This window comes from Leptolyngbya sp. UWPOB_LEPTO1 (assembly GCF_017302695.1).
In the GTDB taxonomy this organism is placed as follows: Bacteria; Cyanobacteriota; Cyanobacteriia; order Leptolyngbyales; family Leptolyngbyaceae; genus Leptolyngbya; species Leptolyngbya boryana.
The window spans coordinates 51,557-71,932 of the sequence record NZ_JAFLCJ010000010.1 but is presented as its reverse complement, the minus strand read 5'-3'; the positions used below and the strand labels follow the sequence as shown (position 1 = coordinate 71,932).

General features: G+C 47.6%; 17 protein-coding genes. 11 read left to right on the top strand and 6 right to left on the bottom strand.

Translation table 11 applies throughout. The features are described from left to right. Positions 1–90: 90 nt before the first annotated feature. From J0L70_RS16190 to dtd, 3 genes are read left to right on the top strand one after another with little or no spacing between them, the layout of a single operon-like run. Positions 91–1,218 carry a CobW family GTP-binding protein gene (locus tag J0L70_RS16190; RefSeq protein ID WP_287455265.1) on the top strand — a complete coding sequence of 376 codons (1,128 nt, stop codon included), beginning with the start codon at positions 91–93 and terminating at the stop codon, positions 1,216–1,218. Between the two features lie 44 nt (positions 1,219–1,262). Next, positions 1,263–1,574, top strand: coding sequence for a (2Fe-2S) ferredoxin domain-containing protein (locus J0L70_RS16185; protein ID WP_502711030.1), 312 nt, complete (start codon positions 1,263–1,265; stop codon positions 1,572–1,574). Between the two features lie 17 nt (positions 1,575–1,591). Beyond that, a complete protein-coding gene (gene dtd, locus J0L70_RS16180) occupies positions 1,592–2,032 on the top strand; it encodes a D-aminoacyl-tRNA deacylase (protein ID WP_287455263.1) in 441 nt (146 codons plus the stop codon). A 62-nt stretch (positions 2,033–2,094) separates the two neighbouring features. Here dtd and cpdA read toward each other — a convergent pair whose 3' ends face one another. Continuing rightward, on the bottom strand, positions 2,095–2,883 hold the full coding sequence (gene cpdA, locus J0L70_RS16175) for a 3',5'-cyclic-AMP phosphodiesterase (RefSeq protein WP_287455262.1): 789 nt from the start codon (positions 2,881–2,883) through the stop codon (positions 2,095–2,097). 434 nt (positions 2,884–3,317) lie between these two features. Between cpdA and J0L70_RS16170 the strand changes: the two genes are divergently transcribed. The 8 genes from J0L70_RS16170 to J0L70_RS16135 all read left to right on the top strand — a co-directional run bounded on the left by J0L70_RS16170 (position 3,318) and on the right by J0L70_RS16135 (position 12,652). Then, positions 3,318–4,406, top strand: coding sequence for a hypothetical protein (locus tag J0L70_RS16170; RefSeq protein ID WP_287455261.1), 1,089 nt, complete (start codon positions 3,318–3,320; stop codon positions 4,404–4,406). A 362-nt stretch (positions 4,407–4,768) separates the two neighbouring features. Further along, positions 4,769–5,941, top strand: coding sequence for a glycosyltransferase family 4 protein (locus J0L70_RS16165; protein ID WP_287455260.1), 1,173 nt, complete (start codon positions 4,769–4,771; stop codon positions 5,939–5,941). A 21-nt stretch (positions 5,942–5,962) separates the two neighbouring features. Then, complete coding sequence (locus J0L70_RS16160) at positions 5,963–7,348, top strand: oligosaccharide flippase family protein (protein WP_017288797.1); 1,386 nt, start codon at positions 5,963–5,965, stop codon at positions 7,346–7,348. Then, positions 7,345–8,253: a glycosyltransferase family 2 protein gene (locus J0L70_RS16155; protein ID WP_287455259.1), complete on the top strand. Its 909-nt coding sequence runs from the start codon at positions 7,345–7,347 to the stop codon at positions 8,251–8,253. Before J0L70_RS16160 ends, J0L70_RS16155 begins: the two co-directional genes overlap by 4 nt. After that, positions 8,250–9,542, top strand: a complete 1,293-nt coding sequence (locus J0L70_RS16150) for an O-antigen ligase family protein (protein WP_017288799.1) — start codon at positions 8,250–8,252, stop codon at positions 9,540–9,542. Before J0L70_RS16155 ends, J0L70_RS16150 begins: the two co-directional genes overlap by 4 nt. Beyond that, positions 9,535–10,653, top strand: a complete 1,119-nt coding sequence (locus J0L70_RS16145) for a glycosyltransferase (RefSeq protein ID WP_017288800.1) — start codon at positions 9,535–9,537, stop codon at positions 10,651–10,653. The genes J0L70_RS16150 and J0L70_RS16145 overlap by 8 nt, the downstream gene beginning before the upstream one ends. 67 nt (positions 10,654–10,720) lie before the next feature. Next, positions 10,721–11,671, top strand: coding sequence for a glycosyltransferase family 2 protein (locus tag J0L70_RS16140; RefSeq protein ID WP_287455258.1), 951 nt, complete (start codon positions 10,721–10,723; stop codon positions 11,669–11,671). 141 nt (positions 11,672–11,812) lie between these two features. Continuing rightward, the gene (locus tag J0L70_RS16135) at positions 11,813–12,652 is read left to right on the top strand and encodes a hypothetical protein (protein WP_287455257.1); all 840 of its coding nucleotides are present in this window, start codon (positions 11,813–11,815) and stop codon (positions 12,650–12,652) included. A gap of 220 nt (positions 12,653–12,872) precedes the next feature. Here the strand turns inward: J0L70_RS16135 and J0L70_RS16130 are convergent, their stop codons facing one another. The 5 genes from J0L70_RS16130 to J0L70_RS16110 form a co-directional block, all read right to left on the bottom strand. After that, positions 12,873–15,071, bottom strand: a complete 2,199-nt coding sequence (locus J0L70_RS16130; RefSeq protein WP_287455256.1) for a GumC family protein — start codon at positions 15,069–15,071, stop codon at positions 12,873–12,875. A 305-nt stretch (positions 15,072–15,376) separates the two neighbouring features. Then, entirely contained in the window at positions 15,377–16,570 is a 1,194-nt protein-coding gene (locus J0L70_RS16125) for a glycosyltransferase family 4 protein (RefSeq protein WP_287455255.1), read from the bottom strand. A 41-nt stretch (positions 16,571–16,611) separates the two neighbouring features. Beyond that, entirely contained in the window at positions 16,612–17,295 is a 684-nt protein-coding gene (locus tag J0L70_RS16120; RefSeq protein ID WP_287455254.1) for a sugar transferase, read from the bottom strand. Between the two features lie 760 nt (positions 17,296–18,055). Then, a complete protein-coding gene (locus J0L70_RS16115; protein WP_017288806.1) occupies positions 18,056–19,036 on the bottom strand; it encodes a polysaccharide deacetylase family protein in 981 nt (326 codons plus the stop codon). A gap of 10 nt (positions 19,037–19,046) precedes the next feature. Then, a complete protein-coding gene (locus J0L70_RS16110; RefSeq protein WP_287455253.1) occupies positions 19,047–20,360 on the bottom strand; it encodes a protoporphyrinogen/coproporphyrinogen oxidase in 1,314 nt (437 codons plus the stop codon). Between the last annotated feature and the right edge of the window lie 16 nt (positions 20,361–20,376).

The following is a 20,376-nucleotide window of genomic DNA, read 5'->3' as shown; positions in this document are numbered from 1 at the left end:
AAATTTTTCAAGTGAATAACGAACGATATCCCATCCTAATCGATTCTTATCAGCAATAATGAGGGAAAAGATATTTGATGCGATCGTGCTATGCAATCAGTCAGCACTCAGTCCGAACCTAAAATGGACGCGCCCAAAACTGGGCTTCCGGTTACGATTATCACAGGCTTCTTGGGAAGTGGTAAAACCACTCTGCTGAATCATATTCTGACCAATCAACAAGGTCTGAAAACAGCAGTCTTGGTGAATGAATTCGGTGAAATTGGGATTGATAACGAACTCATCATCCAGACTGACGAAGACAAGAATATGGTGGAACTCAGCAATGGATGTATTTGCTGCACCATCAATAATGATCTGGTGGATGCGGTCTACAAAGTTCTGGAACGTCAGGATCAAATTGATTATTTAGTAGTCGAAACAACAGGACTCGCTGATCCGTTGCCTGTCGCATTAACATTTCTTGGCACAGAACTGCGGGATCTGACTCGATTAGATTCGATCATTACCGTTGTCGATTCTGAAAACTTCAGCTTAGATCTGTTCAATAGCGAAGCGGCGTATAGCCAGATTGCTTACGGCGATATTATTTTGTTGAACAAAACGGATCTCGTCGATGAAGCGACCGTCGATGCTCTAGAAGTTCGGATTCGAGATATCAAAGAAGGCGCACGGATTCTCCGAACGGTGAAGGGAGAGATTCCGTTGGGTGCTTTGCTCAGCGTCGGCTTGTTTGAATCCGATCAATATTTTGATCCTCATGCAGAACATCAGCATGAAGGGCACGACCATCACGATCATGATGATCATGCGCATGATCATTCCAACTGCGATCACGATCATGGACATTGCAACCATGACCACGATCATGACCATCACCACCACTCTCATCACTTAGAGAATGATGGGTTTACCTCAGTTTCATTTGAGAGCGATAAGCCGTTTAGTATCAAGAAATTCCAGCATTTCTTAGATAACCAACTGCCGACCAATGTCTTCCGAGCGAAAGGCATTCTATGGTTTGATGAAAGTCCGAAACGACACATCTTTCACCTAAGCGGCAAGCGGTTTTCACTCGATGATGATGAGTGGAAAGGCAAGCCGAAAAATCAGTTAGTGCTGATTGGTCAAAACCTGGATCACGAAGCGTTGCGATCGCAAGTCGAAGCTTGTCTAGGCGTATCTTCAGAAAATCGCGGCAAAGGTTTCGGTCGTTAAGGGCAATCTAGGGCATAACGAACAAAGTAAAAATTGTCGCTCCTTTGTTCCTGAAATTGCCCATGTCTTCCAAACAGGTATTCGTCTGCCAGTATCAAAGCTGTCTTGCTCAAGGGTCAGCCGAGGTACTGGCAGCTTTCTTAGAAAGTTCTGATGCTGAAGTATCGATCGTTGCATCAGGTTGCCAAGGACAATGTAATCTAGGTCCAACAGTGCGAATCCTGCCTGATGAAATTTGGTATTGTCGAGTGAAGCCGCAAGATGTGGAGACGATCGTTCACTCTCATTTACAGGATGATCATCCTGTTGATCGCTTACTGCATCCCCGGTTTCACCCGTCTTATTCCACTCCGTAGTTCTATCTCCCCACCCTATGCGCGTCATTCTCCAACGAGTTACTTCCTCCCAAGTATTAGTCGCTGGAGAAGTGATCGGAAAAATCGATCGAGGTTTCAATCTTCTCGTCGGAATCGCTGAAACCGATACAGAAGCAGAGCTTGATTGGATGGCGCGTAAATGTTTGGATCTCAGAGTCTTTCCTGATGGAGAGCAGGGACGATTCGATCGTTCAATTCAGGAAATTAACGGCGAAATTTTGGTGATTAGTCAGTTCACACTGTATGGAGATTGCCGAAAAGGACGACGACCATCGTTTGATCAAGCCGCTGCTCCCAATCGAGCCGAGCAGATGTATGAGAGATTCGTTGAGAAGTTGCGTGAAAGCGGATTGAAGGTCGAAACTGGGAAATTTGGAGCGATGATGCAAGTTTCGATCGAGAATGATGGGCCTGTCACGTTGATTTTAGAGAAATAATTTTAGAGATATAAAACGGCAGGTTGCTCTCTTGTACAACAATGCCCTCAGCTTGAGCAATCTCAGTAGCCCGTTGCGGCTAAATCCCGCTGATAGCTAAATTCTACGCGCTTAACTTGCGATTGCCAGGTTCCATCTGGGTAAAGTTCAATGAGTCGAAATCCTGGATCTTCTTTTCCCAAAGCAAACTCGTCACTTTCGCGCGCAAACTGAATGCAAGTTGAAGGTGTCCCTAGATAAGTCACGGCTTTGCGTTGATGCTGAAATTCTTGGTGAATATGTCCGAATACGACAAGTTTGACTTGGGGATACCGATCGAGCACTTTCAATAACTCTGCTGAGTTCTGCAACGTACTCGTATCTAACCAAGTCGAATTCACTGTAAAGGGCGGGTGATGGAGCGAGACTAGCGTCGGAGCATCGAGATTTTCGGCGAGTTGGTGATCAAGCCATTGCAAACTTTCCTTCGAGAGCCGACCGTGAACACAACCTGGATCTTGAGAATTGAGAAGAATGAATTGCCAATTGCTACAGCGAAACGATTTCTCTGCATGGAACTGAGTCAGTGATCGCTGCATCACCTCAATGTTGTCATGATTGCCAGGCAGCCAATAGGTGGGAATCTCAAGGGGAGCAAATAAGTGCTGCACATGTGCATATGAATCTGCCGAGCCATCTTGAGATAAATCGCCCGTCAGCAGTAACAGATCAGGTCGCGGGCGCAATTGACGCAGTTGAGTGATCAGGGCGTTCAGCGATCGCAACGTTGGCATTCCTAGAAGACACCGATCTGATTCGGCAAATAAATGCAGATCGGTCACCTGAACAATTCTGAGAGGAGGCGAGATCATATGCACAGAAAATAGAAAGCAAAAGGCGATAGCGCAGAAACTATCCTCTCTAGCTTACCGGGTGTCTCTTCAACGCCTTGCGATCTTATCCGCGCTTCTGCTGTGATCTTGATCACACTACTATGGAAGTTTTGCTGATCCGCAGCATTAAAAAAATATAAATTTCATCAAATCTTGCGGACTTTGTTCGACTTGCCAGTAAGGATAGATGGAGGAATGTCGAATCGACGAGTTCGGCATTCAATAGAGTGAGTAGGGTTAGGTTTCTCGGTTGTTTCTGAATGTTGCCTCATAGTCAAGAGGCACTAAACGGCTTTTTCGCTCGTATTTTTTACTCCGGATCGGTAACCCGTCCTGTTTTATGATGTGTTCCCTATGCAAACGAGATTGTTTGAGGGCGCAAGGCACGATCGCATATTTTTTCTCCTAGCACTATGAAAGTTATTGCATACTTTTTGTTCGGAGACGATCGCCTGTACGAGGTCGAGCTTGCCTTTAGCGTTTTATCTGCTCTCCGATTTCTCAAAGATCAACCGGAAGAAATCAAGTTCTGTATTGTTTCTGACTCTGCGGAAAGCTTGCTCCAGCATGGCGACATTGGAATTGACCTTCCCATTGAGCGCTTAACGTTCTCATCGCAAGAATTAGCAGCATGGACCAACAATGGAATGTACCTCTATCGGGCTAAGCCTTTCGCCTTGAAAAAGGTGCTAGAGCACTATCAAGCTCCTGCTGCTTTGATTGATACTGATACTTACTTTATCGATCATCCCCGGAAACTCTTCGAGCGAATTGCTCCAGGATGTTCTGTGATGCATGTTCGTGAAGCAGCGATTGGAGAAAGCGAACTGTGGCAGCCGATTGTCAACCAGATAGGCTCAGGAATAAATATCGGGGGGATCCAAATTTCTGCGCGATCGTCGATGATTAATTCTGGTGTGATTGGGATTGATCCTGCGGATCAATTGCTGATCGAATCTGCGGTGAAAGTATTGGATCACCTCTACCAGTTCGCTCCGCTCACTACTGTTGAGCAATTCTCGATTGGCGCTGTTTTAGAGCAAACAACACAGCTATCGTTCAGTGATGATTTAATTGAGCATTACTGGGGAACTCAGAAAGATTTTATTCGAGTTCAACTGCTGAAAGTATTGAAAGAAAACACGATAGCAAACGTCAATCGGATCCTAGAGAGAAGACCTGTTTTTCCATCTATTTATCCGCGAATTCGGTTCCGCGATCGCATTGTTACAACTTGGGGATTTTTGCAGCACCGAAATCATCATTATCGTCGCGCCCAATTGGCGTATCGCACTGCATTATTTTATGCAGACCGAGATCCAGATTATGCCAATGCGTGGGCTTATACTGCCTTGCAGTCTTTGAGGTATTCTCAACAGCGCGATCGCCAAAAAAATGCTCGTGCTTTTCGCTTCTTGAATAAAGATGAAATCGAGCAGGTAAGCTGGATTGAACCCTCGACGAGACGCGGCTGGATGCGGTTCTGGCAGCAATCAGGATAGCACTATAAGATGAGACATATTGATTTGCCATTTAGCATTGTATGATATGCTCGTGATTAAAGTAGCGATATTATGGCAATATTGCGGTTTCGGTAGTTTCTTCTGAGTCGTTAGAGCATTCTGTTTCTGCTGGATTTAGCATTTCAGCTCGTGTTTCAAAAAACCGCCACTGTATTATCTTGGCATTGTCAATCAGATTTCAATTTGCGATCAAATCTGTGACCAAATTCGTGCTCGAATTTGCGCTCAAATTATCACGCTTCTTTAATTGGTAAGCGGTTTGTCAAATCGCCAATTCTGCTGAATCGCCTTTGTAGGGCGGTGCGGTTTTACTCACTGTCGTTCATTTACCTACAAAATTTATGAGAATTGCAGTCATTGGAGCGAAAGGGCTTCCTGCCCAGCAGGGCGGTATCGAACACCATTGCCAAGAGCTATACCCTCGCATTGTTAAGCAAGGGCATCAGGTGGATTTGTATGCGCGATCGTCTTATACCGGATCGCTGTTTCGCGACACGGTGAATGGAGTCCGGGTGATTTCGATCCCCAGTCTTAATTTACGCGGATTGGATGCCCTGAGTTGCTCATTTCTCGGCACACTTTCGACGATCGCAGGCTTTCAAGAACAGCCTTACGACATCATTCATTTTCATGCACTGGGTCCTTCTTTATTTAGTGGATTACCTCGGTTGAATACAAAATCGCGTGTGATTGTGACCTGTCATGGACTCGATTGGGCAAGAGCAAAGTGGGGCAGAACCTCGCGTTGGATTTTGCGCCAAGGCGAGCGGAATGCCTTGAAATTTGCAGATGACATGATTGCGGTGTCGGAAGATCTACAAGACTACTTTCAGACGACTTACAGCAGAGACACACACTATATTCCCAATGCGCCTGCCAGTTATGCAGCTTCTGATCCCGCCTTTCAATTTGTTCAGTCGTGGGGATTACAGCCACAAAAGTACTTTGTGTTCTTGGGTCGATTAGTTCCTGAAAAGCGTCCTGATTTATTGCTCGAAGCTTTTGCTACCTTGAAGCAGACTGATTGGAAGTTGGCGATCGTCGGCGGAGACAGTGATAGCCAAGGCTATGCTGAAATGCTGAAACAGCAGTATGCCTCAAATGAGATTGTCTTTACCGGAGAACTCGTCGGAGCCAAACTGGCTGAAGTCGTCCGAGGGGCAGGATTGCTCGTGCTGCCATCGGATGTCGAAGGTATGCCGTTAGTTTTACTAGAAGCGATGAATGAGAATGTGCCTGTGCTCGCGAGCAATATTGAGGTGCATCAGAAGCTTTTAGCCAATGGGCGAGGATTGTTATTTGAGGCAGGTGAGGTTGCAGCCTGTCAGCAACGATTGCAATGGGCGATCGAGCATTCAAAAGCGCTTGCTCTGATGGCAGAGGCGGCTCGGCAGCATGTCCAGACGGTTTACAACTGGGATGAGATTGTGCAGCAGACTCTAGCGGTGTACGATCGCGCTTTGATGCTGAGTTCGTCGCAGGGGGAGCAAGAACGCCAAATGAGTCAAGTTTAGACCCTTTATTGAGTGCAAGGTATGAGTTTACGGCAGAAAGTACTACAGGGCGGAATTTTTCTAGCACTGCGTGAAGGGTTCGGCATCATTCTCAGTCTGGGTAGCATTGTGCTCTTAACGCGGATGATCGGGCCGCAACAATACGGGCTTTATGCGGCTGTATTTGGCATCTTTACTTATCTGTTTAGCTTGGGTCAGTTTGGGGTGCTAGTTTATCTCGTCCGCATGGAAGAAGACCAGCGACAAGCTTATCATCAAGCGTTTATGCTGCTGCTCTTGATCGGGGTGGTTCTAACTGGAGGACTGTGGCTCGGTGGCTTTTTCTGGCTCGATCGCTGGGTAAATTTGCCTGGATTTGAAGCGGTGGCGAAAGTGATGCTGTCTGCGCTGCCGCTCACCTTGATCAATCAAGTTCCTCTGGCAAGGTTAGAGCGACAATTAGATTACCGTACGATCGCGATGATCGAGCTGGCAAATCAGTTTACTTATAATCTGATCGCCTTACCGCTTGCGTTTTCGGGATTTGGGGTTTGGGCAATGGTGCTTGGATGGTTAGGACAGCAGATTCAGGATTCGATTCTGTTGTTTAGTCGGTCTCGGTATCGACCCCACTTGACTTGGCAGCCGAAGGTCGTGAAAGAAATTGTGCATTTTAGCTTAGGGTTTTCGGCTGCGAACTGGGCGTTTCAGTTACGTGCCTTGGTGAATCCTCTGCTGATTGCGCGATTTGCAGGAGCGGAGGCAGTTGCTTATGTGGCGCTGGCAGTTCGCATGGTGGATGTATTGAGCTTTGTGAGAACTTCGACCTATCGGATTTCGATTTCGGCACTGGCTCAGATGCAGGGTCAGCTAGGACGATTACAGAGAGCACTGTCGGATGGGATGAATTTACAGGTTCTTGCTCTCGGTCCCTTACTCGCATTGGCAAGTTGGTTTGGTCCGATTTTAATCCCGCATATTTTTGGTGCAAAATGGGTGCCTGTGATGTCGGTATTTCCGTTGATTGCGTTTAGTGCCCTATGGAGTGCATTATTCAATCTCCATTCTTCCGTCCTGTATGTCCTGCATCGCAATTGGCAAGTGGCATTATTTCACATTCTGCATATTGTCTTGTTTATAGGTGGAGCTTGGCTGTTGGTGCCTCGGTTGGGATTGATGGGGTATGGTTGGGCTGAGGTAGCAACGCTCTTGGGATATGGCTTGATTCATCTCTATGTCACGCAAGCGATCGGGGAGCCTGATTACCGTATGGCGTTTCTCTGGGCAAGCGCATTCGGCTTGTCGCTGTTTTGCTATCAGATTGGCTGGTGGGCGATTATCCCATTGCTGTTTGTCGGAGTGTGGTCTGAGACACGGCAGACGGTCGGGCAATATATTCGCCAGGTTCGGGAGGCAAATGCGAAATGATTCGACCTAAGGTCAGTATTGCGATTAACAATTACAACTACGATCGCTATTTAGCTCAAGCCATCGAAAGTGCCTTAGATCAGACCTATGCCAATGTCGAAGTGATTGTCGTCGATGACGGTTCAACGGATCGCTCAAGACAGGTGATTGAATGCTATCGCGATCGCATCATTCCCGTCTATAAAGCCAATGGGGGTCAAGCTTCTGCATTCAATGCTGGATTTGCTGCAAGCACTGGAGAGATTGTTTGCTTTTTAGATGCGGATGATATGTTTTTGCCTGAGAAAGCAGCCGCGATCGTAGATGCGATTTCTGATCCTACTGTGATGCAATGGTGCTTTCATCCCTTACAACTTGCCAATGCCCAAATGCAGCCGATGGAGCCAATTCTGCAACTGGGTGAAACTTATCCAGTTGACGTTCGACAAGATGTTACAAAAGGGAAATTGAAAGGCAAGTTGCCTTTTGCGATTCCTGCGACCTCAGGGCTGTGCTTTACGCGATCGCTGCTCTCAAAAATTTTACCGATGCCCGAAGCCGAGTCCATTCTGCTCAATGATAGCTTTCTGCAATTTGCAGCGTTAGGAATTGCTCCGGGAATTGCCCTCGATCATCCTCTTGCTCTGCAGCGCGTCCATGGCAGTAATGCTTATACCGCAAATTCAGCTTCAGAGCGCATCAATGCTCCGATTCGGATTTTAACGGCTGCGGCATTACGCGATCGATTCCCCTCGACGAAGCAGTTTGCTAACTGTTGGTTTGCCGATGGATTGGGATTGTATTGGAGATCGGGAGGAGTGGATGCTGCCATTCAACCTTGGGTCGATCGCTATCGATCTGAACTTTCCCCCACTGAAGCCTGTGTGATTTGGATGCGTGCTACTTATCGACGATTGAAACCATGATCATTTTGAACCGCTTTGAAGCGGTATTTACTGTTTTCACAATGCTCTACTACAGTTCAGCACTGTATCGGATTCTTGTGGATGGACTCAATTCAAGCGGAGCATCCAGTAGCTCTGGAGCCGATAGTAACCCGATGTTGCTCCTGATGCAGCTTGTCATTTTAGCGGTGTATTTTGCGCTGAGCGCATTGCGATGGCGCAAGTTTATTCCAGCTGCAATGAAAGTTCCTCTATGCTGGGCGTTACCTCTGTTAGCCACGCTCTCAACTCAGTGGTCAGAAGTACCTGATCTGAGCTTGCGGCGGGGATTGTTGCTGGTCGGAGCAACGTTAGTGGGGGTGTATTGGTCGATTCGCTATCCGTTGATGACGATTCTGCGATGGATTGGATGGGGCTTTGGATTTGCAGCAGTTGGCTCGGTTGTGTTTACATTGGCATTTCCCGCGTTCGGAATGGGGATTGATGAACATGCAGGAGCTTGGCAAGGCATGTTCGCTCAGAAAAATGCGTTGTCGAGAGCGATGATTTTGGCATTCATGACCTATTTCTGCTTAGTGTTGGATCGACAACGACTGCGCTGGTTGTGGTGGAGTGGAATCGCGATCGCATTTGCCTTAATCTTGCTTTCAACTTCAAAGTCAGGCTTGCTGATTTTAGGAACGGTGGTCGCTTGTATTCCATTGTTTCGAGCTTTGAAGACGGGATCAGCCCCGAGAGCATTGCTTTGGGTGCTGGTTGCACTGCTGACGACAAGTTGTATTTCATTGGTGGTAATTGCAAATGCAGAGCTGATTGTGGCTGCATTAGGACGAGATTTAACGCTGACCGGACGCACGGGCATTTGGGAAGTGTTGAGCAGTAAGATTGCCGCCCGCCCCTGGTTGGGATACGGCTATAAAGGCTTCTGGCTCGATATGGACGGAGAATCATCCGATGTTTGGTATGCCACGTTCTTCATGTCTCCGAACGGTCACAATGGCTATTTGGATCTCGTCCTGGATTTAGGTCTGGTTGGACTGGGGATTTTTGCTGTGAGTTTTGTCCTTGCTGTGGCTCGATGTGCCGTTTGGTTGCGGGTGCAATCTCAGCCGATGGTGGCGGTGTTTCCATTGCTGTACATGGTTTATTTAACTCTCTCCAATATCACGGAAAGTTCGTTGATTTTGGAGCCGAACTATATTTTCTGGCTGCTTTACGTCACGATCGTTGCCATGGTTCAGGTACAGATGCCTGTTCCAAAGCGATCGCGAAAACTTCAACCGAGTTTAGAGGAATCATCTTATGTGTGATTTAGCAATCTTTACTCACTCTCTTTATGGAGGTGGGGCTGAACGAGCGATGGTAAATTTGATCCGCGGATTTATCCAGCGCGGATTGTCGATCGATTTAGTTCTACTCAAGCGAGAAGGGGCGTACTTAGACTTGCTGCCTCCGGAGGTGAGAGTGATTGATTTGGGCGGAGGGAGGTTATGGCAACGCTTGCCAGAGTTAGCAAATTATTTGCGAGAAAATCGCCCGCCTGTGATGCTCTCGACGTTGGATGATATCAACATTGCTGCACTTTGGATGCGGCGACTGACTGGGGTGGATATGCGCCTTGTGGCGAATGTTCAGAATACGATTTCTCAGGAAGCTCGGCGATCGAAGTCGCTGAAAGTTCGATTGATGCCCACTTTAAGCCGCTGGTTTCTCAACTGGGCGGATGCGGTGGTGCCAGTGTCTGAAGGCGTTGGCAGCGATTTGCAACAGATTGGTGTGCGCGAAGACTTGATTCAAGTAATTCATAATCCAGTCGTAACTCCTGATTTATTTGAACAGGCACAAGCCGCGATCGAGCATCCTTGGTTTCAATCTGAGATTCCTTGCTTGATGAGTGTCGGGCGATTAGAGTACCAGAAAAATTTTCCGCTCTTGCTCGAAGCCTTTGCCCAGGTTAGAAAGTCTCGTCCCCTGCGGCTGATGATTTTAGGAGAAGGCAACGATCGAGCGGCTTTAGAAGCTCAGATCGAACAGCTTGGAATTCAAGAAGATGTTGCCCTGCCTGGTTTTGTTTCAAATCCTTATGCTTACCTCCGACAAGCCGATTTATTCGTCTTGTCGTCTTGGTTTGAAGGATTGCCGACTGTTTTGATTGAAGCATTAGCGGTGGGAACTCCCGCAGTCGCAACGAATTGTCCGAGCGGGCCGGCTGAAATCCTAGCAGATGGCAAATATGGCGCATTGGTCGAAATGGGCAATGTGGAGCAATTAGCGAATGCGATCGCGCAGACATTAGACAACCCACTCCCTTCTTCGGTTTTACAAACAAGAGCTGCACAGTATTCGTTGAAACATTCCCTGGATCAGTACACCAAAGTGCTTCATCTTGCTGAAAGCACTTGTTCTGTATATTCCGCTTAAATCATCCGCTTTCATCCATAGCGAGCGGGTTTGCTCAACATAATCAATCTTACTTTCCCAACTCATTATGCATCTCCAGCCCCAAGTTGATAATAAAGTTGTCCAATTCCGGTATACCTTTACTGTTTTTACTCCCACTTACAATCGTGCTCATACCTTACATCGCGTGTATGAGAGCCTTTGTGCTCAGACTTATCAGAGCTTTGAATGGTTGATTGTGAATGATGGTTCGACGGATCATACTGAACAGCTTGTCCAGCAATGGCAACAATCTGCGCCTTTTCCCATCCGGTATCATCGACAAGAAAACAGTGGTAAACACATTGCTTACAACTATGCAGCGAAAGTCGCGCTCGGCGAGTTTGTGGTCAACTTAGATTCAGATGATGCTTGTGTTCCAGAAGCATTAGAGCGATTTCAAGATTATTGGAATCAGATTCCACCTGCTCAGCGCTCAAAGTACTCTGGAATCGATTGCCTTTGCCAGGATACTGAAGGAAAAATTATTGGCGATCGCTTCCCTCAAAGTCCGATGGATTCTCATGTCGCTGAAATTCGCTATCGGTTGCGAATTTCAGGCGAAAAATGGGGAATGCAGCGGACAGAGGTGCTGCGAGAATTTCCCTTTCCAGATGTGCAAGGTCGGCGCTTAGAAATGCCTGAAAGTATGGTGTGGACGCGGCTGACTCGCCAATATCCAGCCCGCTACGTCAATGATGCACTTCGGATCTACTACACCAATGGAGCAGATCAGATCACGCGCGCACGTTGGGCAGAAAAAGACACGAGGGGATTTTTCCTCAGCAATCAAACGACGTTGAATTATGACTTAGATTATTTTTGGGATGCTCCGCGTACCTTCATCAAGGCGGCTGCAAACTACAGTCGGGCTGGCTTACATTGTGGATATCCATTGCGTCAGCAGGTAAACTCTTTGACTTCAATCAGCGCGCGGCTACTTTGGCTAAGTTTACTTCCTTTAGGATTTGTGCTGTGGTTTCGAGACACGCGACAGTAGAGAAATGCTATGAATCGACGGAAGAGCAAGAATTGCCAGGACAAAATTCAAAGGCTCAAAAGTTGTAAGCAAGGCTTTGTGTATGAGGAGCGAAAACGGTTTTTCTATCCTATGAGGACTTGGATTCGTGGAATTCTCCTCATGGCTTTCTTAGCAGAAACGAATACGCTATCTTCACCGCTCAGCAATCCCTTACAGGCTTCATCCGAGCCATGGAGTACTGCTTCCTTAACCGTGAATCGGTCTAGTCGCTATGCTTCCTTAAAGACTTCGCTCGATCCTGCTTTTCATGACTCAGATCCGGGTGTGCCCAATGATGCTAAGCCTGACGGTGTGCCCTCGCACTACACCTGGTATGAGAGCGCAACTCAGCCCGGATTTGGCAATCATCCCCCGGCTGGTTGGCACGCGATCACGATGCTCGGGCACGTCTATCCTGCACAAGGCTGGAAAACGTGGCAAGCTCCGAATACGCGCATTCAAATTAAAGGGGCAGAGACTTGGATTCTGAGCAAATCGACGAAGACCTGGAAACAGGTTCAGCAAACGGATCAGGTTGCTGGTGCAAGCTACGTGGCTGATTTTGCTGGTGATGCGAATCAGCCTGCTGATATTAGAGACGAATCAAGGAATGGGGGCGGTATTTCGGTTGCAGTCAACAATGGCTATCTGTTCCATTTTTGGGCAGAGCGTGCCACGATGAACCCGACAGATATTGCTGGTGTGTATGCGAAGTTTGAAGCGCGATTGGTCAAAGCTGATCCGAAGGGTGTAGATGATCTCGATTCGGCTCGCTATATTGCTAGTGCGGGCGCAGATTATTGGCGCAATCATCACGTCCAGTGGGCAGCAGATTGGAGTAACAATGGTCAAGTTGCAGGGGGTCGATTTAAATGGGTGGCGCGGCACTGGAAGGTGTTTGCGATGACGACGATGCCTGCTGAGGAGATCAAGAAGAATCCGCCGCCGCTGAATTTTTAGCGATCTGGATACTCTAGCAGGTCACTACAATTAGTCCGATCTACAATTAGTCCAATAGGTTAGTCCAATAGGGAGCGCCCTGAGCTTGGGTTCTTCCATTTCGCGAAATGAATGCGGTTAAGTACTAGCTCTTGACCGCATTTATCTGTCAGCACTTTGGTGATGAAGTTCTGAGGTCGGTAGTTTTGCTTCAGAACTTCATCGCTATCGAGAGCAAGAACTAATAGACCTGTTCTATCGGTGTATGAATGTAATCATCATGATCGTAGTAAGAATCATGAGCATCATTTTCAAGCACCGCGCCATTAATCACCATACCGAGAACATTTTGCGAAGATTGGTTTAACAGTTCCTTCGCGGTGGTGGCATTTGCATGATCAACCACGCCTGGTCTTGCGACTAAGATCAGCCCATCGACAATTCTGCCGAGGGTCAAAGCTTCTGCTGCAACAATCAGAGGAGGAGCATCAACAATCACAAAGTCATACTGCTGCTCAAAGGTTTCAATCAAGGATGCCATCCGCTTAGAATCGAGCAAAGCCAGAGGATTGGGTGGAATCACACCGCAGGTTAGAACATCAAGATTTTGCATCACAGGTGTGATCGCATCTCGGGCATTCGTCTGCTCTACAATCACATGGCTCAATCCACCGACATTCGTCAAATTCCAAATGTGGTGCTGAGACGGATGATGTAAATCTGCGTCGATCAACAGTGTGCGTCGTCCTAAGGTTGCCATTGTTGCTGCTAAGTTCGCTGCGATCGTAGATTTGCCTTCACGCGGGACAGAACTTGTGATCACAACGCTTTTGAGCTTTTCATCTAGGCTCAAAAACTTCAGGTTTGCCTGCAACATTCGATACGAGCCGCTAACCGCCGATCGCGGCGCGTCCCGCACAGGGAGTTCTGGGATTGACCATTCCTGTTTCTTCGATCGCGCCATGAGAGGTCTACCAAAGTAAGGAATCGTTCCCAGCCAGGTATAGCCGAACAAGTCGCGTGCCTCTTTGAGCGTCTTGATCGATTTGTCTCGAAGTTCAAGTAAGGTGATGACTGCGAGCGACAGCAATGTTCCGGCTGCTGCTCCCAACAAGAGGAACATACTGGTCTTGGAACCAGATGCACTATCAGGAATCGCAGCGCGCTCAACAATCCGCGCAGTCCCGACGTTTTGCTTCTCGGTTAATTGAACCTCTTGCAGTCGTTTCAGTAAGGTCTCATAGGTTGATTGTGCTGCATCGAGCTGGCGTTGGAGTTCGCGCTGAGTCTGTTCTAGACGAGGAACTTGCATCATGCGATCGCGATAGAGATCCCGAGTCTCTGTCAATGAAGCTAACCGCGTCGAAGCTCCTAATTTTTGAACTTCAGCATTGACAAAATCCTTCATCAAGTCGCGACGCAATTCGTCAGGAACGAGATCGCGTGGCGTAACGGAGGCAGCATCGACAGTTTGAGAGATTCGCTCTTCGAGCAAGTTTTTTAAGGCAGCTTCTCGGTCTTGTAAATTGACGATCGCGGGATGTTTGCCTGTGTAGCGTGTGCGCTCTAGCTCTAGCTGAGTTTGTACTTGCTGAAGCTGAGCGGCAATTTGTTTGATGTTGTCATCTTGGCTGAGGAAACTAACTTCTAAAGCGCGATCGGCTGTCATGTTGAGCGTGCTTGCAAGCTTGTCGTGCCGAGTCGTTGTTTCAGCAAGATCAGTGCTGGCATCTGCAATTTGTTTTTCTAGCGTGCTAATTGCCTCGTTGACCCGAGCTTCTTCAGCTTTCGCATCTGCAATTCCACTTTGCTCTTTGAATCGTCTGAGCGCAGTTTCGGTTTGTCGTACAGTTGCTTCTGTTTTGGGAAGTTGCTCAGCAATGAACTCTCTCGCAGCGGCGGCTTCAGAGCGATTCTCTAAAACATTGGCATTGAGGTATTGAGTCATGACTTGATTGAGAACCGCAGCAGCTTTGTCGGCTTCTTGATCCTCGTAGCTAATCTGCAGAACGTCCGCACCAGCAACATCTTTGACTTTAATTGCTTTTGCTAGAGCATCTGGATGCAGGGGCTTACCGGAGTTGTCCGTCAATTTGAGGGCTTCGATCGTTTGCTGCATCACTGGGCGAGAAACGACGTTCTGTGCTTCTGTCCTGACAGGATTGCTTTGCATGGTCAAGTTTGACACTCGTCCCGCCGCTTCGCCTCCAAGCCCAGTTAAAGCAGGGATTTTGTTGGGTTTGAGGACGATTTTCCCAGTCGCGACATACGTTGGCTTCTGCGACGAGGATGCAAATCCAGCCACGATCAAACTCAGCGTAATGATCGCAGCAGTGGGCTTCCAACGTCGTTTTGCAATTAACCAATAGTTCTGAAAATCAAGCTTCTCTAGGTTGTCTAGAGATACCGTGCCAGAGTCGGCATTGTTCTTCGCTCTCATTGTTTGGATCGAATTAGTTTGAACAACTTGAAACCATTCTAGAAATAGTCCTAGTGGTATCTACAACCCTGTTAGCTCGATCAATTCCTGTATGATTCTAGAATCGTCTTTGCAGTATTGATCTTTTTCTGATACTTGATGCAACTTTACTCTACATCAATTCAGTTCACAATTTGAAAAACTCGCGTACTTAAAGTGTCCTGCAACAATTGATATTAGTGTTGCTTTTTTTACCCTATTTTCGATCAAAATCGGGATTATTTAGAGGATGAGTTGCATTTCTATCTGTGCCAGTCTACTGAAATTTACGTGTACGATCGCGCAACTGGAACTCGCTCCCGCGATCGCGCTTTCCATCTCCACAGCATATCTTCATAAACTCGGCTGACAATGGCTTGTGCTGCATAAGGTTGAGCCGCACCGACACAGGCTTCTACAGGAAAATGGTCGGGATTGAATAAAACTTGATCGAGAGCCTTCGCGATCGTGATTGCGGCTCGATCTTGACAAACGACTCCACTCTTTGAGTCGAGAAGTCTGGGAGTATCTCCGCAGTCAGTTGTTACAATCGGTGTCCCGCACCCTAACGCTTCTAGGACTGAAACAGGCAGTCCCTCAAATTGACTACTCAGGACAAAGACGCTGGCAGCTTGATAAAGTCTGAGCATTTCGGTCTGAGTTTGTGCGCCGAGCAGGGTTGCTGGAACGCCTAATCGCGCAATTTCAGCCCGAACTTCCGGCGCTAATTCTCCATCTCCAGCGAGCAGTAAATGAGCATTGGGATAGGATAAAGCGGCGATCGCTTGAATCAGCAGAACGGGGTCTTTTTGGGGTTGCAGTCGTCCGGCAAAGAGAATGAACTGCGTTTCTTCAGGCAAACTCATCGTTTGGGCAAGGACTCGACGATGTGCGCTGCGATCTGGGGCAGGCTGAAAGACTCCATCATCGTAGGAGTTGTTAATGTAGGTGATGCGATCGCTCAAATTTGGATAGCGATCCTGATACAGTTCAAGCGATCCGGTATGACAAGACAGCACTTGGTCAAACTGCTGAATCAAATAGCGTTCTAAGGCGTGATTCAGGGCTGGAATTTTCTGTTTTGCCGCTTGCTGCTTGAGATCATTATGGACAAACAGCGTTTTTTCACCTTGCCATTGTTTAGATGCGATCGTCGGTTCTAAACGATGAAAGTGCATGAAGTCTGATTCGAGACAGGTGCGCAGTAGCGCGGCGGTATATCGAACCGTGACCGGAATGCGTTTGCGGTGATTGTTGTCTTGTAGGGTGAGAATGGGCATGAACTGGAGAGCTCTGCCTGCATAGTTCGCTTCTCGCCAAGTGAATAGAGGTTCGGTGGGATCGTCCGTGGTTCCGACAAAGCGGATCTCGAAGCTATCGGGAGCATATTTGAGGAACGATCGAATGATAGTTTGGATACCGCCGATGCTACTTCGCCAAGGGTTGAATTGATAAAAGATGGTGAGAACTGGTTTTTGCATAGAAGGGGTGAGCAGAGAAGGACAAAACGAGCATGGGTGAGCTAGTAAGCTCCTTCTCGACCCAACACAACTTTCAGCGTTTTCAGAATGATCAGCAGGTCATACCCCACATTCCAACGTTCTTGGTACCTCAAATCCAAGTCTACAACCTGCTCAAAATCTTTAATCTTAGAGCGACCGCTCACCTGCCACTCTCCAGTTAATCCAGGTTTGACTTCTAAGCGTCGCCAATGCCGATTGTTGTAATGAGCGACTTCATCTAACGTGGGGGGGCGAGTTCCAACTAAGCTCATCTCTCCCATCAGCACATTCCAAAGCTGTGGCAGCTCATCTAAGCTCGTTCGGCGCAAAAAACGTCCTACTTTTGTAATTCTGGGATCGTTTTCGTTTTTGAAGAGGAGATTACTTCCTTCGTTTTTAATCTGGTGTTTTAGGACTTCGGCATTGTCCACCATGGATCGAAACTTGCGGATCTCGAAGGTTCGCCCGCCCAATCCACAACGCGTTTGCTTGTAAAAGATTGTGCCAGGACTATCGAGCTTGATCGCGATCGCAATCGGAACAAAGAAGATTGATAGCATCAGTAGCCCAACTAAGCTTCCCAGGACATCAATACTCCGCTTCAGCCCAGATTGTGTGGAGGGGTGAAACGTGATGGAGCGGGGGAGCGTTAAGTCAGGAGACAACTGAATAGACTGTAATTCAGACGCTTTGGGGAAGTTCATTTCTGCTTTTCCTTTTTCAATGGTGCAGTAGTTCGCAGGTGATGCAGGAATGGCAATCAGTTGCGCCCGTACTGAGGAGCACAAGCTACGCTGTACGCTGAGAGGATGAGCCTTGTGAGGGGTTTAAAGCAAGATTTAAACGGGTTCTGACAAAGCTTGATCCTTGAGATAAGCAGGTTGGACAGAGGTCGCCATGTGCTTCATCTTCGGTGTAGACAACGACCCTCGCGAGCATCGGTTGAAAAAGGTCAGAGCAGATCACACAGGTCTGCCGAGTCGGACGGGAACACACGTGTTCGATTTGCAATTGCATATAGGATGACAAGTCAATCAAGAGAGTATTTTGGACATTCTTCTGAGGGTTCCAATTCAGATCCTCAGTAATTTAGCTGAGTGAATTGCTGATTTATGCAGCCGAAAAGGCAACATCAGGCTGAATGCAAGTTTTTGCAAATTTGTCTAGTGGAATAACACTGAAAATCCGCAGCACCCTTAATTTCTATCATGTATATCTATTGAGAGCAATAGCTGTTGCTATGAATGTGCGATTACATAGGATCTTTTTACATTCAAGTCAGTTTCGTGAAGTTGAACACACATACAACTGCGATCGATACTCGAACTACTATCGATCGCAGTTGTATGACAGCTAAAAAAAATGAGGAGCAGTGGGACAGATCAGCAGTGATCTACCCATCAGATTTATCGCTTGAAGACGACTAGGGAGATCAACATCTATCACCCCGAGGGATCGCGCTGATTACAGCGCGATCGCGCTCGGATGCATCACCGGAATGTCCTCTGCTTTTGCCATTTGCCGAGCATGTTGTGAGATTGTGAGCACTGTAAAATTATCAGTCAAGACCCGAATAATTTTGCTCATCATTGCCACTTTCTTGTAGCTCGGCAGATTCATTGCTGGAAAGAAAGCGAGTTCCGGCAAATCATCACAGCCCATAAAATCCAAAGGGTGCAGCAAGATAGAAGGCTGGACTTGAAACAATTTGCAAAGCGCGATCGCACATCGGAAATACAACATTGCCAGCATCGGAGAAAACACGCCCAGATACAGAATATAGCTGGCATGAATTGGAACCTTAAACACAGGCATTGTCGTGACTGGAAGCTCGACTAAACTGCCCGCATCCATTCTCAAGCGATACGGCTTGAGCGGGCGCAATCCATCTTGAAATTTCCCAAACAGTTGCTTGCGCTTTTCGAGTTCTTCTTTACTCAGCTTACTGGTCATAAAATAGTAAGCTCGCGCCAACGGTCCTAAGAAGGTTGGAAATGTTGAAGCATCGCAGAGATATCCTCGTCTCGCGAGCACTTGCAGCACAGTTCGAGACAAGCTAAAGCCAGGACCTCGAAAACAGATAGGACGCTGTCCGGTCGCCTGCTCGATGTGCCGTTCTGCGATCGCGAGTTCTGTATTAATCTGCTCCTCGGTGTACAGATGCAACCAGGGTTCATGCAGAAACGAATGGTTTCCAACTTCATGACCGTGATCGGCGATCGCTTTTAATGCTGCTGTATTTTTTTCTAGCGCAGCATCCTGTCCAACAATGAAGAACGTAATTTTCAGATCCCGCTGATCCAAAAACTCCAGTACTCGCGGGATCAGAAGATTTAAATAGGATGGAAAAGACTCCCAGCCCTCATCTCCGTGAGTTTTCATGTAAGACCATTGATTATCCAGATCAAGCGATAAGCTCGCGATCGGTTTTCTACGCTGTTTCATAGGGTTCACACTAATTCAAGTTCGCTGCAAGTTGACGCATTTTCGAGGTTGTGCGCCAGTAGATGTCCTCCATGAGTAAATGGGCGAATTCTCCATTGCGCCCAATACTGTAGAGTCCTGAAATCCCTGTGGAGCGGGCGAGTCGCTGACGATGCTCCTCATACTGGCTCAAGAAAACTGGATAAGCGATCGGAGTTTTCAACACCCGACAGCCAAAATATCGCTGCCGCGCATCTGGAATGATTTCACGCAAATGTTCGATACAGCGCTCTCCCAATTCTTCGTCTGACATCTGCCAAATCTCATCGCCGATTTCACAGCCGATATCTGCGGTGATCAGTGTTTTTCCTTCAGGAGCGAGCCACGGCATGGATAAAGGTGTCTCGGTTAAGCGAAAGAAGAGATAGTCGCGTTCTGGAGTCCAAACGACTGTATCAGAGAGCAAGCCACGACCATGCAAGCGCAAATTCACAAAAACCATCGGACGGTACTTGAAGCTCGATAAAGGCTTGACCGCATCCGAGCCTTGAACCAGCTTGGCTAAAATATGACAAGGTGCCGTACTAATCACAGCAGAAGCAGGCTGCTCTACCCCTTTGACTCGAACTCCGACTGCTTGCTCATTCTCAACGAGAATTGCTTCTACTGGAGACTCAAGCTGAATGCAATCTTGAAGATCTTCGGCTAGCTTTTGGCACAATAAGCCGAGTCCACCTTTAGGATAAACGTGCCAAACATGCGGATTTTCAGGCATGTCATGGCTGTATCCATTGGTGACAGCGCGCTGAGTGAAGCGAGCCATCAGCTTATGGACGATGCTCTGAGCAATTCCGGCTTGCAGCTTATCGCCAACAGACGTTGCTAAATCTTCAGCCGCAGCGCCTGACCAAGCTTCAGTTAATGGAATGGCGACTTCGTTGGCTAAAGTTTGACCATACTCAGCACGATACCATTCGGCTGCATTTTTCGGCTGATGCCGCTTCAATTTGCTGGCGATCCCGCTGGCAACATAGCGAGGATTTTGCAGTAAACCAAATGGATATGTGTAGTTACGACCTTTGAGGTAGACAGTTTCGCCATAGTAGCGCACGTTTCGGCACAGCGCACCTACGCCGATCGCGGCAGCGAGTCGATTGGTGACAAAATGTGCGCCGAAGTCATAAGTAAAACCATCGGGATCGTGAAAACTGCCTGCTAGTCCAGCAATCTGCTTGCCTGCCTCATAGAGTTTCACAGGAATGTTGTGTTGTCGAAGTGCCCAAGCGGCAGTCAAACCAGCTAGCCCACCGCCGACGATCACGACAGGTTTAATTTCAGTGTTCATAAGGTTCAGGGAGGAA